This window comes from Actinomadura sp. CNU-125 (assembly GCF_001942465.1).
Lineage (GTDB): Bacteria > Actinomycetota > Actinomycetes > Streptosporangiales > Streptosporangiaceae > Spirillospora.
The window spans coordinates 1-15,208 of sequence record NZ_MKJY01000022.1; the positions used below are offsets into that span (position 1 = coordinate 1).

The 15,208-nt window shown below is 71.1% G+C and carries 14 protein-coding genes, 1 tRNA gene and 1 pseudogene; 9 read left to right on the top strand and 7 right to left on the bottom strand.

Features of this window, described 5'->3' with window-relative positions:
- Positions 1-377, bottom strand: a 377-nt coding sequence (locus BJF79_RS03260; RefSeq protein ID WP_262401458.1) for a winged helix-turn-helix domain-containing protein, incomplete at its 3' end; no start/stop codon positions are given.
- A gap of 65 nt (positions 378-442) precedes the next feature.
- On the opposite strand from BJF79_RS03260, the pseudogene BJF79_RS03265 reads away from it, so the two are divergent.
- Positions 443-801 (top strand): annotated as a pseudogene (locus BJF79_RS03265) (VOC family protein).
- Between the two features lie 69 nt (positions 802-870).
- Positions 871-1,968: a Vms1/Ankzf1 family peptidyl-tRNA hydrolase gene (locus tag BJF79_RS03270; protein WP_075894916.1), complete on the top strand. Its 1,098-nt coding sequence runs from the start codon at positions 871-873 to the stop codon at positions 1,966-1,968.
- A gap of 50 nt (positions 1,969-2,018) precedes the next feature.
- Here the strand turns inward: BJF79_RS03270 and BJF79_RS03275 are convergent.
- Positions 2,019-2,091, bottom strand: a tRNA-Ala gene (locus BJF79_RS03275).
- Positions 2,092-2,151: 60 nt separating this feature from the next.
- The gene (locus tag BJF79_RS03280) at positions 2,152-2,700 is read right to left on the bottom strand and encodes a hypothetical protein (RefSeq protein ID WP_262401459.1); all 549 of its coding nucleotides are present in this window, start codon (positions 2,698-2,700) and stop codon (positions 2,152-2,154) included.
- Positions 2,701-3,370: 670 nt separating this feature from the next.
- On the opposite strand from BJF79_RS03280, the gene BJF79_RS03285 reads away from it, so the two are divergent.
- Positions 3,371-3,703 carry a peptidoglycan-binding domain-containing protein gene (locus BJF79_RS03285; protein WP_075894918.1) on the top strand — a complete coding sequence of 111 codons (333 nt, stop codon included), beginning with the start codon at positions 3,371-3,373 and terminating at the stop codon, positions 3,701-3,703.
- 58 nt (positions 3,704-3,761) lie between these two features.
- Here BJF79_RS03285 and BJF79_RS03290 read toward each other — a convergent pair whose 3' ends face one another.
- Positions 3,762-6,350 carry an ATP-binding protein gene (locus BJF79_RS03290; protein WP_075894919.1) on the bottom strand — a complete coding sequence of 863 codons (2,589 nt, stop codon included), beginning with the start codon at positions 6,348-6,350 and terminating at the stop codon, positions 3,762-3,764.
- 149 nt (positions 6,351-6,499) lie between these two features.
- Between BJF79_RS03290 and BJF79_RS03295 the strand changes: the two genes are divergently transcribed.
- On the top strand, positions 6,500-7,849 hold the full coding sequence (locus tag BJF79_RS03295; RefSeq protein WP_075894920.1) for a CpaE family protein: 1,350 nt from the start codon (positions 6,500-6,502) through the stop codon (positions 7,847-7,849).
- A 283-nt stretch (positions 7,850-8,132) separates the two neighbouring features.
- Positions 8,133-9,125, top strand: a complete 993-nt coding sequence (locus BJF79_RS03300; RefSeq protein ID WP_143219665.1) for a hypothetical protein — start codon at positions 8,133-8,135, stop codon at positions 9,123-9,125.
- Here BJF79_RS03300 and BJF79_RS03305 read toward each other — a convergent pair.
- Both BJF79_RS03305 and BJF79_RS03310 read right to left on the bottom strand, forming a co-directional pair.
- Entirely contained in the window at positions 9,073-9,642 is a 570-nt protein-coding gene (locus BJF79_RS03305) for a hypothetical protein (RefSeq protein ID WP_143219666.1), read from the bottom strand. The two genes, BJF79_RS03300 and BJF79_RS03305, sit on opposite strands and share 53 nt — an antisense overlap.
- A 93-nt stretch (positions 9,643-9,735) precedes the next feature.
- On the bottom strand, positions 9,736-10,674 hold the full coding sequence (locus BJF79_RS03310; RefSeq protein WP_075894923.1) for a hypothetical protein: 939 nt from the start codon (positions 10,672-10,674) through the stop codon (positions 9,736-9,738).
- A gap of 141 nt (positions 10,675-10,815) precedes the next feature.
- Here BJF79_RS03310 and BJF79_RS03315 point away from each other — a divergent pair, with 141 nt between their 5' ends.
- The 4 genes from BJF79_RS03315 (at position 10,816) to BJF79_RS03330 (ending at position 13,959) form a co-directional block, all read left to right on the top strand.
- Positions 10,816-11,613, top strand: a complete 798-nt coding sequence (locus BJF79_RS03315; RefSeq protein ID WP_143219667.1) for a hypothetical protein — start codon at positions 10,816-10,818, stop codon at positions 11,611-11,613.
- Positions 11,610-11,810, top strand: a complete 201-nt coding sequence (locus BJF79_RS55070) for a hypothetical protein (protein ID WP_075894925.1) — start codon at positions 11,610-11,612, stop codon at positions 11,808-11,810. The genes BJF79_RS03315 and BJF79_RS55070 overlap by 4 nt, the downstream gene beginning before the upstream one ends.
- Positions 11,811-12,250: 440 nt before the next feature.
- Positions 12,251-12,697, top strand: coding sequence for a hypothetical protein (locus BJF79_RS03325; protein ID WP_143219668.1), 447 nt, complete (start codon positions 12,251-12,253; stop codon positions 12,695-12,697).
- A 29-nt stretch (positions 12,698-12,726) separates the two neighbouring features.
- Entirely contained in the window at positions 12,727-13,959 is a 1,233-nt protein-coding gene (locus BJF79_RS03330; protein WP_262401460.1) for a serine hydrolase domain-containing protein, read from the top strand.
- Between the two features lie 62 nt (positions 13,960-14,021).
- Here the strand turns inward: BJF79_RS03330 and BJF79_RS03335 are convergent, their stop codons facing one another.
- Entirely contained in the window at positions 14,022-14,984 is a 963-nt protein-coding gene (locus BJF79_RS03335; RefSeq protein WP_262401461.1) for a LacI family DNA-binding transcriptional regulator, read from the bottom strand.
- Between the last annotated feature and the right edge of the window lie 224 nt (positions 14,985-15,208).

Below are 15,208 nucleotides of genomic sequence, written 5' to 3' on the forward strand. Positions count from 1 at the left end.
GCGCCACAGGTCGAGGGCGCGGCGCAGGTCGTCGCCCGCCGTGCCGGGTCGCCGCCGCGGCGGGCCGCGGCGACGGCGCGCTCGAACTGGACGGCGTCCACCTCGCCCGGGTCGACGCCGAGCCGGTATCCGCCGGGGCCGTGCTCGACGACGTCCCGCCCGGCCGCGCCGCGCAGCCGGGAGACGAGCGCCTGCAGGGCGTTGCCGCCGGGCGGGTCGCCGTCCCACAGGTCGTCGAGCAGCCGTGCCGCCGAGACCGGACGGCCCGCGTCGATCGCCAGCCGGACGAGCAGGGCGCGCAGCCTCCGCCCGCCGACCTCGACGGGCCGCCCGGCGGTGTCCCGTACTTGCAGCGGGCCCAGGATGCCGATGCGCACGAATCCCCTTTCCGTGGCCATTGTCCCCGATGTGTGGGCGGTCCGGGCCGGGTAGGGGTCCGAGGATGAGACTCGCTTTCGTCCTGGACTGCGCGGATCCCGTGTCCCTCGCCGGCTTCTGGGGGCCCGCCCTCGGTTACGAAGGCGGGGACCTGCACGGCCCGTACGTGACGCTGGCCGATCCGGACGGCCGGGGGCCGGAACTGCTGCTGCAGCGCGTCCCGGAGCCGAAGTCCGGCAAGAACCGGATGCATCCGGACCTGCGGGTCGCCGACATGGACGCCGAGGTCGCTCGCGTGACGGGCCTGGGGCGCGCGTCGTCCGGGGCCCGTTCATGGACGACGGCTGGCTCACCACGGTGCTGGCCGACCCGCAGGGCAACGAGTTCTGCCTGATCGTCCCGCCGAAGGCCGACGGGCGCTGAGCACCGTCACGGCGCCCCACGCGTCCCATTCTTTACGTTTGCCCCATATGGATCGGGTAGGGCGTATTCATGGAGCTGTCATTCCTCAAAACGCTGTACCAGCACCCGGGCCCCTACGCATCGGTGTACGCCGATCTCACCCGGACCACCGAGGACGCCTCCAAGGCCGCCGAGCTGCGGTGGCGGGCGCTGCGCACCGAACTGGAGGAGCAGGACGCCCCCGCCGACACCCTCCGCGCGATCGAGGCCACCGTCGAGGAGGAGATGGCGCAGCGACGTTCCGAGGGGCTGGTGATCTTCGCGGCGGACGGGGAGGTCGTGCACGCCGAGCGGCTCCCCGGCCCGCCGCAGACGACGCAGGCCCGGCTCGCCCCGCTCCCCCACGTCCTCCCGTACCTCGCCGAACGCGGCGAACGGTTCCCGCACATGATCGTCGTCGTGGACCGCCGGGGCGGGGCGATCGACTGCGTCACCACCGACGGACGGCACACGCACGTCGACGTCGACGGGGACGAGCAGTACCCGATCCGCAAGACGAAGGCCGGCGACTGGAACCAGTCCCGGTTCCAGCGCTCGTCCGAGAACGTCTGGAAGACGAACGCGAAGAAGGTCGCCCAGGAGATCGACCGGGTCGCCGAGCGCTGCGGCGCGGAGGCCGTGGTGATCGCGGGCGACACCCGCGCCCGCACGGCCGTCCTGGAGGAGGTCTCCGAGGCCGTCCTGGAGCACGTCGTCGAACTCGATCGCAACACCGACGTCCGTGATCCCGAGCTGGAGGCGGAACTGAACCGGATCCTGAAGCTCAAGACGGCCGAGCGCGTGATGACCGTCGCCGAACGTTTCGACCGGGAGCTCGCCAACGGCCAGCGGGCCGTGTCCGGCATCCCCGCGATCGTCGAGGCCGTCCGCCAGGGCCAGGTCGAGACCCTGCTGGTGGACGAGGACCCCGACTCCCACGACCGCCTGTGGTTCGGTCCCGACCCGATGCAGCTCGCGTCGTCCCCCGAGGAGCTCCGCACGGAGTTCGGCGTCACGGACGTCCGCGAGGACCGCGCGGACGCCGCGCTCGTCCGCGCCGTGGCCGCCACCGACGGCGAACTGGTGGTGCTCCCGTCCAACGGCGGCGACCACCACGAGATGGGCGCCGTCCTGCGCTACACGGCCTGACGAACGTCGAAGGGGTTGAAGGCCCTGGGCCTTCAACCCCTTGTCCCGGGTGGAGCTATGGGGATTCGAACCCCAGACCTCCTCCATGCCATGGAGGCGCGCTACCAACTGCGCCATAGCCCCTCGGTGCAGTGAAGAGCCTAGTGCACCGAGGGGACCACTTCGAACTGGGCCGCGCCACGGTCAGCTGACGGGCTCGCCCGCGTCGGTCTTACCCGCCTCGGCGGTGTCGTTGCTGTTGCTGTAGGAGTGCCACTCGCCGTTGTGGAGGGTCGGGATCCAGACGGTGAGCCCCGCGGGCCACTCCGCGGGCAGGCCGAGCAGCTGCTCCTGGTGCTCCGCCACGTCGTGGGTCTTGGTGTTGGCCTCGGTGGGCTTCCCTGCGGCCGGCGGCGTGTAGTCCTCGGGCATCTGGAGCAGGGCTTCCCCCTCGGACGCGGTCGGCGGCACCTCGCTCGCGGCCGGTTCGACCGGCGGCTGCTCGGTCGGCGCCTCGGCCGGCTCCTGCCCGGTGACGACCGTGCACAGCGTCTTGGCGAGCTCGGGCCGCCCGGGCAGCAGCTTGATCTGCTCCAGGATGCTGAGCGACCGTTCGCATTTCTCGTCCTTTTGCACCTGCACCGCGACCGGCGCCAGGTACTGCGCATGTGCCGCCGTGGGCAACGCCACCGCCACGGCCGACGCGGCCACGAGAGCGGACAGTGCCGCCGTTACGGTGATACGAGCTGTCATTGGGGCTACCCCTCATCTCGATCGACATCGCCAACGACGACTGTTCCCTCATGATCAACTCGGTGAAGCGCGAGCAGAGCAAAGGCGGCCATGTCGATGATCAATCTTTTGCCTCCGCATTCGACACCTCCACCATCGCCACCCCCGCCACACACGGCCGTCCGGACCAGCCAAAACACGACCGAAGGCGACAAGCCCCCATATACGGCGACCGCCGAAATCGATCACCGCGTACACAACTCAAGTTCCATTCTCGGCAAAACTTAATGATCTATGTAAACCCGAACACCTTCCCGATCGTCGGGTTTCTCTACGCGAATTTACGTGGCACTTCGAACCATTGGCCGGACTTTCGCGTCAGACTCGATTGTCAGGATCAAACCGATGAACGGGGGGTTCATATGAAGATCCTGCTCCGCACGGTGTGCGTGCTGGCCGCCGCCGCTCTGACGGCGTTCGCCGGCATGGGCGCGGCGTCCGCCGACGGCCCGGACACCGAGCCGCAGGTGGCGAAGGCCATCGAGCTCCAGGAGTACGTGGAGTACGACGTAGGCGCCGAGAACTACCGCATCGCCTTCGTCCGCTGCTTCCTCACGGGGCTGAGCAACGACGTCGCGTCGTACGACAACTGCAACCCGACGCGCCCGACGGCGACGTCTACCTGCAGGACATGGTCAACGCGGTCCACCAGTACAAGGCCCACCACTTCCTGGAGCAGACCGATCCCATCACGACCGAGATGTGGGAAGAGATGCGCCGGAACGTCGGCGAGGTCGGCCAGGGCAACGGCAACGTCGCCTTCGTCAAGGGCATCCAGCACACGATGAACGTGCTCCAGCACGCGAACATCGACGTGGACGGCATCTACGGCGCCCGCACCGAGGCCGCGGTGCGTGACTTCCAGCAGCGGAAGGGCATCGACGCCGACGGCATCTTCGGCTGGTACACGTTCCGCGCCGCGTTCGCCCAGGGCGCCGAGGCGAGGAGCACGCCGGGCCTCTAGAGAATCATCTAACCCCGCGCACCGAGGGCCGCCCCGCTTCCGCGCCACGGGGCGGCCCTTACCCGATACTCCCCAAGGCACCCACCCCAGCCATCACCCCAGCCGAAGCGGACCGAAACCACTGCGATTGCAAGCGAAGCCAGATTCGAGCGAAGCGAGAATCTGATCGCGCAGCGAGCCCCTGGGCGAGTCGAAGCGATGCAGCAATCGCACGCGGCGAAGGCCGCTCAAGGCCCCCTGGGGGCCTTGAGCGGCCTTCGCCGCAATAAACTCGTGGAGCTGATGGGGATTCCGAACCCCAGACCTCCTCGGCGCGGTCGCGGAAGACGCCGCGCGCCCAGCGGGCGGGCCGGTCGCCGTCCGGCGGCAGCGGGCCGAACTCGCGGATCTCGGCGAGCCGCTGCGGCGTCGGATCCAGCCCGCACAGTCGCAGCGCCGTCTCCGCCTCCCGCGTCTCGTTCAGCTTGAGCACCAGGACCCGGCTGAGGTAGGACTCCAGGTCCTTCGTGACGACGTCGGCGATCCGCTGCGTGAGGAACACCGGCAGGATGTTCAGCGACCGGCCCTCCCGGGAGATGCGCTGCAGCGAGGCCAGGCCCTCGGCCTGCGACAGAAAGGTCCACGCCTCGTCCACGATCAGCACCCCGGACCGGTTCGCGATGAGGATCTCCAGGGACGCCCGGATCACCAGCCGGACGGCCGCCAGCGCGATCCGCTCCGTCACCGAGTACTCGTTCGGCGCCTTCCCCTCGGGCAACCCGAGGTCGCGGTCGAAGTCGACGAGCGTCAGCCGCTGCCGGACGTCCAGGCGGGGCAGCGGCTCGCGCGCGATGCCGAGGGAGAACATGGAGGACGCCTCCATCTGCTGCTCCACCAGGCCGCGCAGCCGATCCGCCTCCTCGCCCGGGACGAACCGCAGCGCGTCCCACACGCAACGTGCGCCGTTGAGGGCACCGCGTTTCAGCCCCGAGCCGAGCGCGAGCCGCTCCGGAAGCGTCAGGCCATCCCGGGAGTCGTCCAACGCGGACAGGATGTGCACATTGGCGATCTCCGCGGCGATGGCGGGCGGCGCGTACCGGAACGGGTCGAACGCGCCCGGCGCGTCCTCCAGCGCCGACATGGACACCCGCCCGCTCGGCACGCCGAGGTCCGCGGCGTAGTCCACCATCCCGTACAGCGAGTCGCCGCCCTTCGGGTTGACGAAGATCACCGGAAGATCGTTGAGGGCGGACTGGACCGCCACGGACTGGGCGAAGAACGTCTTGCCGCTGCCCGGATCACCGAAGATCCCGAAGACGGGCGGCAGGTTCCGGCGCGGCGCCCCGAGCGGGTCGACGAAGAACGGAGTGCCGTCGGGGTCGATGAGCCCGCCGAAGACCCCGGTGTCGTCACCGAGCCGGGAGAACGACTGGAGCCCCGCGTGCGAGACCATCGGCACGTTCACGTCCTGGAGGAAAGGATTGACCCGCACGGAGGAACACGGCAGCGTCTCCTCCAGCGCCTGGATCTGCCGGTGCTCCAGGGGCTTCATCTGGATCCCGTACTGCTCGGAGAGGAAGTCCAGGTAGGTCTGGGCGGAGTCGGTGACCTCCCGCGCCATGACCAGGCTGCAGTGGGCGAGCATGGGCTGCCGGGAGCCCGCCAGGTAGTCCTCGACCTCCTTGGCCTGCCGGTAGGTCTCGGACAGCTCCACCTTCTCCAGGTCCTGCGTCTTCCGCTCCTCCTCCATGTTCGCCATGATCCGGCGCTGCGCCCGGCGGGCCCGCGACCGTGTCAGGTTCGGCGGCTCCAGCTCGGCGCGGACGGACACGACGTGCGGGGCGTCCCCGGGATGGCTGACCGCCTCCAGCGCCCACTGGGCGTGCGGCGCCGGCATGACCGGACGGTCGAAGCGCATGACCGCGGCCATCTCCAGCTCCCCGACGCCGCTCACCGACAACCGGGCGGGCAGTTCCTCGATCACCGCGTCCGGGCCGCGCCCGAGGTTGTACCAGGACTCCAGCCGGTCGAGTTCGTGCCGGGTCGGCGGCCGCGCGTCGCACCGGTCGAGGATGCCCGTGACGAGTTCCCGGTCGCGCTCGTACGGCGCCAGGTCCGGGACGTCCTCGCTGATCGACTCCCGGACCGCCTCGGTCAGCGACCGGACGAACGACAGCCCGCCGCCCCCGCCCCGCCGTCCCGCCCTGGACGCCTGGTCCCGCAGCGACGACCGCAGCTGCACGCCCACGAACAGCACCCGGTTGGGCGCCAGGAACCCGAAGGCGCCCGCCTGGTAGTCGCGCAGCGCCCCGCTGTTCTCGCGCGGCGGCGTGACCAGGTCGTCCCAGGTGATCGACACCAGGTGGATCCGCCGGTTGCCGGACAGCGGCGCCAACCCGCCCACCGGCCGCCGCGACGTCCCGCCGAGGTCGCCGAGCAGCCGTTCGAGCGGCGCCGCCAGCGAGAGCTGCCGCTCCGGGTCCTCCCACTTCATCGGCGCCAGCCGCACGGTGCGGTACGTCCACACCTCGCCGTTGTGCCCGACGTAGACGCCGTCGGCGGTGCGCCACGCGTAGGGGGTCGTCCACATCGTGGCGGTGTCGGCCTCGGACCGGCCCGCGCGGCTCGTCCCCGTGAGCCGTCCGAACGTCGCCCTCAGGTTCGCCATGCGCGTCATCTCCCAGGTTGCGTCGGCTCTCGGGGAGACAGTCCGGCATTCGGTGCTGGCGGCAGCCGCGGTTGTCCGCACAGTCGAACTCGGAGGGTCCGGTCGGCCGTGCCGGCCGGCCGGCGATCAGAGCGCTGAGGGACTGTGTGATGGCAAACGTGCCGAACCTCGTGGTGGCGGGGGATCCGGACGTCGCGCGGAAGCTGCGGGAGACCGGCCGGTTCCCCGTGGTGTTCGACGCCGCCTCCGCCACGGAGCTCCGCGACCTGTCCAAGAGCGGACGAGTGGGCGCACCGGCCGCGTTCATGTTCGCCCCCGGGTTCACCGAGGACGTTCCGGGCGCCGGGGTCTCCGTCCTCGCCAACGGGCTCGCGGGCGGCGGGTTCACGGTGCTGGTGCACGCGTTCTTCGCCGAGCGCGGCGATGCGTTCGACGCCCGGGTGCGGGTGACCGGGCGGCGACTGCGGCTGTCGGAGCTGCTCGCGGTGTTCGGCGTCCCGGAGCGCCCGTCCGGACCCTCGGCGGCGCGACGCCGCACCCGCGCGCCCGGGGTGCCGGCGAGCCGTCCGGCCGTTTCACCGAACGGATGGCCGGGCCCGCGGCCCGAGTCCGGTCCCGCGGCGCTCGCCGCGGCGGCGCCGGCACCCGCGCGCGGCCGGGTCGTCGCCGTCGCCTCCGCCAAGGGCGGCGTGGGCAAGACCAGCACGACCGTGAACCTGTCGGTCCTCGCGGCCAAGCACCTCCGGGCGTCCGGCCGGCCCGGGTCGGTGGCGCTCGTGGACACCAACTTCCAGCAGGCCGACGTCGCCCGCTACCTGAACCTGGAGTCCCCGACGATCCTGGACCTGCTCCGAGACACCGGGACGCTCTCCCCGTCCACCGTCCGCAACCACCTCGCGCAGCTCCCCGAGGTCGGCCTGTACGCGCTGCTCGGACCGCCGGACGCCGTCAATGCCGACCCGGCGCTGATCAACTCCGCCCTGTACAAGCGGGTGCTCGCGGTGCTGCGGCAGGAGTTCGGCCTCGTGTTCATCGATACGCCCGTCGCCGAGCTCTACCACACGACGTTCACCGACCTGGTCCTGCCCGAGGCCGACGCGATCCTCGTCCTGGTCGAGCCCGACCGGGTGACGCTGGAGGCCGCCCGCTCCTGGCTGAAGGCCATCACCATGCCGCGGCACTTCCACGGCGGCGGCGTCGACCCGGAAAAGGTGTCGCTGGTCCTCAACCGGGCGCGCGCCGACGTCGAGTGCGGTCCGGAGGACGTCATGGACCTGATGCCCGGCTGGCGGTTCGTCGGGATGATCCCGGAGGACCGGGCATGGACGCGGGCCGTCAACAACCGCCGGGTGAACGCGCTGCGCGCCGACCCGGAACTGGACGCCGCGCTCCGCGAGATCCTGCGGGCCGTCACCGCCGACCCGGTGTTCGACGACGCCGCGTCCGCGCCGCCCGCGAACGGCCGGGGCGGCCGCGTGCGCAGGCTGCTCGGCCGGTGAACGGCGCCCGGCCACACCTCCCACGGAAGGAAGGAACCACCATGGCAGCGCATCAAGAGCCCGTCGCGGGCATCGACTTCTGGGAGATCTTCGGCGGCGACGAGGAGACCGGACCCCCGGCGGGCGAGGCTCCGCCCGATCGGCTCGTCGCCGAACGGCGCCGCCCGCTCCGGCGGCACCCGAGCCCGGCGCCGTCGACCCGTGGGCGGCGTTGTTCCCGGCCGCTCCGAAGGACTCCTCCGGCCCTCCCGCGCCCGCCGCCGCGAAGCCGCAGGCGTCCAAGATGCATCAGGCGCACGAGCTGCCGAAGCCGCCGCGCGGACGCCGTCCGCGAGCGACGGGTGAGAAGAACGGCCGAACCTCGCAGGCCCCGCAGGTCGTGGAGATTCCCCAGGTCGTACAGCCCTCGCGGCCCGCGCCACCCTCGCACCCTCCACAGCCCCCGCGAAGGGCGCACCCGCAGCAGGGCCCGCAGACGCCCGCGGAGGCGTCCGGTCCGCGGATCCCGCCCACGGCCGAAACGGCATGGCGCACCGCGGAACAGATCGCCGAGTCGCTCCGGCCGCGGATCGCCGAACTCTGGGCGGAGGTGCTCACCCGCTGCACCGACGGGGACCAGGACCTCGCGGGCAAGGTCTACCACGTGCTGAGCGGCTCCCACCTGCTGGGCGAGCTTTGGCGCGACGAACGCATCGACGAGATCCACATCCACGGAACCCAGGTGACCGTCTGCGGCGGGCACGGCGTGCACCGGGTCCCCGGCTTCCCGGACCAGGCCACGGCCCGCCGCGCCATCGAGACGATCAAAGCCGCGCGGGACCGGACCGGCGCGGTCGTCTCCACGGTCAACGGCTCGGTCGTCGTGAGCCGCCGGGACGGCACGGGGCCGGACGCGACGGCGCTCGTCGTCGGCGGGGTCGTCACCGAGGAGCAGCTCGCCCAGATCGAACAGGCGCTCCGGCGAGTCCAGGCGGTGACCGTGACGGGCCCCGCCGCACGGATCGTCGTCCGCGCGCTCGCCTCCCTCATCCCCGCGGGAAGCCGCGTGTTCGTGGCGGCGTACGCGCGGTTGCCCGCCGGGTGCCTCACCGCCGCGGTACCGATGGAGGCCGACTACGTGGTCGGGGTGCGCCCGGGGGCCGCGGCCGAGCGGATGGCGGCCGCAGGCCAGGTCGGCGCCCTCATCGCCAACCCGGAGACGCAGATCCCGACGGCTCTGCGGTTCACGGTCTCCGGGCAGTCGGCCGCCCCCGAGGCGGGCTCGTCGCCGCACTGACCGGAACGCGGGCCGCGGCGGAGGCGTCCCGGACGCCCCGCACCGGCCCGCGTTCCGGTCCCGGGCGGCTCACCCCTCCCGCAACTCCATCACCCGCGCCCAGCGCCGCCGCGTCGGCCTGCGGCGCGACGAGGCCCGCCAGGGGAACCCGCCGAGCACCGGCGACCCGCCGCACCCCGGACGTCCCGCGCACTTCGAAACCGCGGACCGAACACGCCCAGAGCCGGCCCTCCGGCGTCTCCCGCACCGGGACCGGCAGCTCGCCGGGGGCGACCGCGACGTCCCCCAGGACCCAGCCGGTGCGCCGTGCGGCGTCCATGAACGCGATGACCTCGTGCAAATCCCGCCGCAGCCGCACCACGTCGTCCCCGCGGAACGAGACCGGCGGCGCACCCAGCGCGACGGCGCCGCCGCAGCCCAGCCGGCCGGCGATCTCGGCCACCCGGTCCAGCACGCTGCGATGGACGCGCCCCGCGTCCTCCCCGTCAACGGTCAAGAGCCCCCACGCTCCGGCCATCGGTGCACCTCCCGGCCGCCCCGTCCGCTCACGTGCCGAGCGCGCCGACCACGCGATCGTAGTCCAGGACGAACGTCGCGGCCTCGTCGGGGGTCAATCCGAGCATATCGACGACCAGCCTCGTCGGGCCGATCTTCTCCGCGTCGCACCGGAGGCACCTGACCCGGTTGTCCCCGTACACCCGCATCGAGGCGACCTCGTCGCCGTTCCGGTGCCGGTGACGCGCGGGCAGTGCCACCGGCTCTCCCCGCCGGGGGCCGAACCGAGCCGCGGCAGCACCGTCCGGACGTCCGTCCCGTCGGCCTCCGCGATCCGCGCGTCGTGCGCCGAGGCGGGCACCGCCGGGACGACATCGGCGCCCCGCCGCGCGATCCGCAGCTCCTGCCGGTATCGCACCGCTTCCCGGCGGAGCCGCTCCAGGTCGATCCCCTGCTCCGGATCGTTTCGGCCGGCCGGGACCGGCTCGGCACCGGTGGACAGGAACGGGAACCGGTCATCGGCGCGCCGCCGCAGCGCCGCGACCAGCGTGAACACGGCGAACGCCGCGCGGGCCGAATCGGGCGGCACCAACCGCAGCCGCGCCGCGTACCGGATCACCGCGGCGTCCTCGGGGGTGACGGGCTCCGCGCCGGAGCCCACGTGCACGGTCGGGATCCCGGCCGCCTCCCGGCCGCCCACCTGGGCCCACATCAGGAAACCGCCGGGCCGCCCCACGTCGGCGAACGACTCGCCGTGCCGATCCAGCCGGGAGACGTCCAAGACGGCGCCGTCGGCGTAGACGTCCAACCGCCGGCCCGCGAACCCGCACAACGCCGCGTACGGCACGAGGGCGCCCGGCCCCTCCGGCGCCAGGAAGACGACCCGCGCCCGGAAATCGGCCGCCGTCAGCCCGCTCGCCCGCAGGCCCCCGATGACGCCGGAGACGACGTCGTCCTCCCCGCCGGGGACGAGATCGACGGTCTTGACGCCGTCCGGCGCGGGCGGCGACCCGGTCGTGCGGACGGCGAGCAGGTAATCGGTCGGCTTGTGCATCGGCTCTCCTTCGGCGTCACTCCATGACCGTCCCCGCCGGGAGCCGACCCGCACGTCGCGCTTGCCGATCCCGCCCGCCTCCAGACGGTCACGAAGGCGAGCACCGGCCCGGCCGGTGCCAGGACACGGAAAGGGTGCACCGTGACCCCCATGACGCAGGCCAAGGAAGAGCTCTACCTCCGACGCGTCTTCAACGACGACGTCCCGGTGTTCGTGGACGTGACCAGGTACGCGAGGCGGGAACTTCCCTATCCGCTGAGTGCCAAGAAAGCGCTGAAAGCCACCTGCGGCGTGCGCACCGACAACGAGATCGTCGCGTTCAGCCTGCGCCACTACACCGTTCGGCAGGCCGAACGGGAGGTCGAGCACGTCGAGGACGAGGGACAGAATCTCCTGCGGCCGCGCATGCCCCGCAAGACCCTCCACGACCTGATCGAGACCGCACGCGCACTGTCGTCCGTCCTCGGCGACGAGCTGATCGCCGAACTCGACGGACGGCTGTACGTCCTGAGGCTGACCCGCGCCGCGGACGGGAGCACGCTCGAACTCGTCGGCGCGCTCACCGAGGGCGAGGACGGATACGTTCGTTCCGAGATCACCGGAGACCGGTTCGAACTCCCGGTCTCGGGCGTACGCCTCCGCATGTTCCTGCGTTCGCCCGTCCGGGACCGCGTCCTCGCGTACGCCTTCGGCGGCTACCTCGCCCGCAGGCCGGGCGAGACCGAGACGGTCGGCCGTGCCGTCGCATCGGCCCTCAACAGCCTCCTCGGCCTGGCGACGTTCCGCATGCTCTCGGGGATGAACCGGGTCGAGACCGCCGACCGGTCGCACGAGCCGGTCGCCTTCGCCGTCCCCGTGCTGCTGTTCACCGCCGACGGAACGCCCGCGGCCCGCGGCGACGTCGCGGGAAGATCGATCTCGACCACGTCGACCCGGTGACCGGCGGCCTGCGCATCCACCTCACCGACCGCCTGGAATGGAACCCCGCGGTGGCAGGGGGCTTCGGGACCTACGAACGGATACTCACCGAGACCATCGGCACCTTGATCCAGTCGGCCCTCGGTGCCGACGTCGTCCGTGACATCGCCTACGACATCATGCTCGGCACCGTCGGCCCCGAGCGTCCGCCCGCCTGAGCCCCGCCACCGCGGCCCTCCCCGCCCTCGCCGCAACCCCCGACGTGGCCGAAGCCCGGCCCGTCCGGCACTGACGCCCCACGACGGAGTGAAGATGCACGCCGACACGCTCACCGCGGCTCCCGCATGGCTGCAGGCCGTCACGCCCACAGCCATCCTGGGCGGTCTTCTGCTCGCCCTGTGCCTCAGCGAAGGACGCCGCCTGCTCCGCTTCGTCCGCGGCGGACGACGAGCCACCACGAAAGGGAACCATCGGCGACGTCCCGCCGACATCGCTTCCGCAGGCGCACATCGTGACGGCGACCCGGCGAAGCCCGCCTCCGAAAGCCGGCCGAAAAGGCGTCGCAGGGGATCGCGAACGTCCTCGAATCGACTTGCCTCGGCTCATCGAGTTCGGACGGTAGCGGATATGAGGCACACCGGCCGTCGCGAGGGATTTCATGAAGGCAATTCTCAGCCGCGAACCGCAGGTCGAATCGATGTCCGTCTCCCCGCCCGAGGTGATCGACGAGGTCCCTGACGATCTCGTCGGGTCGTCGACTCCATGCGCTTTCATCGAGACTCTCCGCACGGCACGCCAGGTCGCCGCGCGCCTCGTCCACGCGGTCGAATCCGGCGGATCGTTCAGCCTGCAGGCCGATGTCTTCAGTAAGGGCGACAAGTACATGGTGGACATAGTCGCCCACAGTTCGAACTCTGCGATATCGGCCGAGCAGTTCTCTGACCTCGCTCGCCTGTCCTACCTCAAAGGAATTCAAGGATGGAGCGCGGGCAGAACCCGGGAAGGCGGCACCTACATTCGAGTGACGGTGGACGGCGCTGATATCTCGCCGCAATATTCGCGGAAACCTATCGATGATATGGAAATGACCAGGGGATTCGTGTGAAACGCAGAGATGTACTCAAGGCCGGTATCGTGGCGCCGATCGGGCTGGCCGTGGTGGGCCGCCCGGTGTCGGCGGCCGCCGGAGAGGCGTGGGAAGTCGTCAAGGCGCGAGGGAACGTGCCTTCAGCGCTGCTGGGTTTCGACCACGCGATGAAGAAGTACATGCACGAGCGCGGTATCTCCGCCGGGCAGCTCGCCATCGCCCGCCAGGGAAAGCTGGTCTTCGCCCGCGCCTACACCTGGTCGACGTCGCAGAATCCGGTTCCGGCCGTGACGCCGACCAGCTTGTTCAGAATCGCGAGCCTCAGCAAGCACGTCACCGCCACAGCGGTGCTGCGACTGGCGCAGGAGGGAAAGCTCGACCTCGGCGCCCCGGTCACCGAGTACCTCGACCTGCGTCCCATGCCCGGGAGGCAGGTCGATCCGCGGCTCGCGAACGTCACGCTGTGGCGGCTGCTCCAGCACGCCGGAGGATGGGACCGGGAGATCTCGGTCGACCCCGCCACCATCGAGCACCGGATCGCCGAAACCCTCGGCAAGGACCTGCCGAACGACCACGCCGACGTGATGACGTACATGACGAGCCTGCCCCTCGACTTCACGCCCGGCTCAAGGTACGCGTACAGCAACTATGGCTACAACCTGCTCGGGCGTGCGATCGAGGAGGTGACCGGACGGAACTACGGGGCGCACGTCTCCGCGGAACTGCTCGCCCCGCTGCGGATCACCCGCATGCGGCCGGGCCGCAGCTTGAAGGCCGAGACGCCGGGGGAGGTGCCGTACGAGTCCTCTTTCACCACGAGGACCGTCCTCGACGACTCCAGTACGGTCGTCCCGTTTCCTTACGGCGGGTTCAACATGGCGAACAAGGACGCCAGCGGCGGCTGGGTGGCCTCGGCCGTGGACCTCCTCCGTTTCGAGCGGATCTTCGACGTCCCGGCCGCGACGAACCTGCTGGATTCTCGATCGATCTCCAGGGCCTACGCCAAGCCCGAGTGGGGCACCTTCGCCTCCGGATCCTGGTACGGAGCGGGCTGGTTCGTCCGTGAGAAGAACGGCGGGTACAACACCTGGCACTCCGGCAGCATGGCGGGAAGCTACACGTTCCTCGGCAGAAAATACGATGGCATCACCTACGCCGCGCTTTTCAATAGGCGCGACGAAGGCGGCGGCGACTTCGACGCCATCGAATCACTACTCTATGGCCTTGCCGCAGGAGTGAACACATGGCCCTCGATCGACTACAGTTCCCTCTATTTCTAGCCTCGACCATCCATCTTGGTGCCTCAGGCGGCTATGTGGCCTTGAGGTGGTTCGAGGGCGGGTCAGGTCGATTGGCGTTCGATGACGTGGACGCTGGGGCTGAGGGCGGAGAAGTCTTCGGGCTCGCCGTCCAGGGAGCGTTGCAGGGCGTGGGCGAGGTCGGCTCCGAGGGATCCGCTGTCGAGGGCGACGGTCGTCAGGGGCGGCACCGCGAAAGCCGCGGCGGGGATGTCGTCGGAGCCGATGACCGCGAGGTCGTCCGGTGCCGAGAGGTTCATGGTGCGCATTCCGGCGAGGAGGGCGAGTGCGACCTCGTCGTTGTAGGCGCAGACGGCGGTGGGAGGGGTGGGGGAGTCGCGCCATCGCGACACCGTTCGTGCGGCCTGGTCCGCGTCGAGGGGGACGGGGGCGGCGAGCGGGGGTGCCAGTCCGGCGGCTCCGCACGCTCGTGCGGCGCCGTCGAGTCGGCTGTTGCCCAGTTCGGCGAGTCGGGGGTCGTCGGGAAGGGCGCAGGCGATCTGTCGGTGGCCGCGGGTGATGAGGTGTTCGGCCTGCATGCGGCCGACGCCGCTGCTCCACGGGGTGTCGGCGAGGTCGTGGTCTTCGGGCGGCTGGGGGAGGATCAGGCCGACGCCCGCGCGCCGCATGACGTCCTGTTCCTGTCGGGTGAACGGCTGCATGCCGAAGACGGCCGCGGGGGCGAGGGAAGTGTTCAGCGCGGCCAGCCGTTCCGGTCCGCCCAGGTGGATGTGGGTGACCAGCGTCAGGCCGGCCTCGGTGAGCACCTCGGCGGCGGCGTCGATGAGCCGGTTCATGGCCGGGCCTTGGGGCCAGGGGGGAAGGACGAGGAGGATGATGTCGCTCCTGCCGCTGCGCAGCGTCCGGGCGGGGGCGTACGGGATGTAGCCGAGACGGGCGGCGGCTTGCAGCACGCGTTCCCGGGTCGCCGGGGGGATCGACTGGTTCGGCTTGTCGTTGAGGACGAAGCTCACCGTCGCGCGGGACAGGCCGCTTTCCCGCGCCACGTCGGTACTGGTGACCCTGCGTGATGGCTTCTTCGGTGACACCGTCGCTCCCGCCGTTGGACCCTTGCCACGCTGCAAGGAACCGATGTTAGCCCCGGAGAGGGAAGTGGTTACACGTGTAATCTAGCGGCCGCGGTGACGTGATCGGGCCTTGGGCGGGGCGTCAGGGGGTCACCATGAGCCGAGTGAGCCGGCGGAGATGACGGCGGAAGCGTTGCAGGGTT

What these genes read in the sequence shown, in the direction of transcription:
- BJF79_RS03300 (WP_143219665.1), top strand. Translation starts at nt 8,133, where the DNA reads ATGCATCAGGCGCACGAGCTGCCGAAGCCGCCGCGCGGACGCCGTCCG.
- BJF79_RS03280 (WP_262401459.1), bottom strand. Translation starts at nt 2,700, where the DNA reads ATGACAGCTCGTATCACCGTAACGGCGGCACTGTCCGCTCTCGTGGCC.
- BJF79_RS03290 (WP_075894919.1), bottom strand. Translation starts at nt 6,350, where the DNA reads ATGGCGAACCTGAGGGCGACGTTCGGACGGCTCACGGGGACGAGCCGC.
- BJF79_RS03325 (WP_143219668.1), top strand. Translation starts at nt 12,251, where the DNA reads ATGAAGGCAATTCTCAGCCGCGAACCGCAGGTCGAATCGATGTCCGTC.
- BJF79_RS03270 (WP_075894916.1), top strand. Translation starts at nt 871, where the DNA reads ATGGAGCTGTCATTCCTCAAAACGCTGTACCAGCACCCGGGCCCCTAC.
- BJF79_RS03285 (WP_075894918.1), top strand. Translation starts at nt 3,371, where the DNA reads ATGGTCAACGCGGTCCACCAGTACAAGGCCCACCACTTCCTGGAGCAG.
- BJF79_RS03305 (WP_143219666.1), bottom strand. Translation starts at nt 9,642, where the DNA reads ATGGCCGGAGCGTGGGGGCTCTTGACCGTTGACGGGGAGGACGCGGGG.
- BJF79_RS03310 (WP_075894923.1), bottom strand. Translation starts at nt 10,674, where the DNA reads ATGCACAAGCCGACCGATTACCTGCTCGCCGTCCGCACGACCGGGTCG.
- BJF79_RS03295 (WP_075894920.1), top strand. Translation starts at nt 6,500, where the DNA reads ATGGCAAACGTGCCGAACCTCGTGGTGGCGGGGGATCCGGACGTCGCG.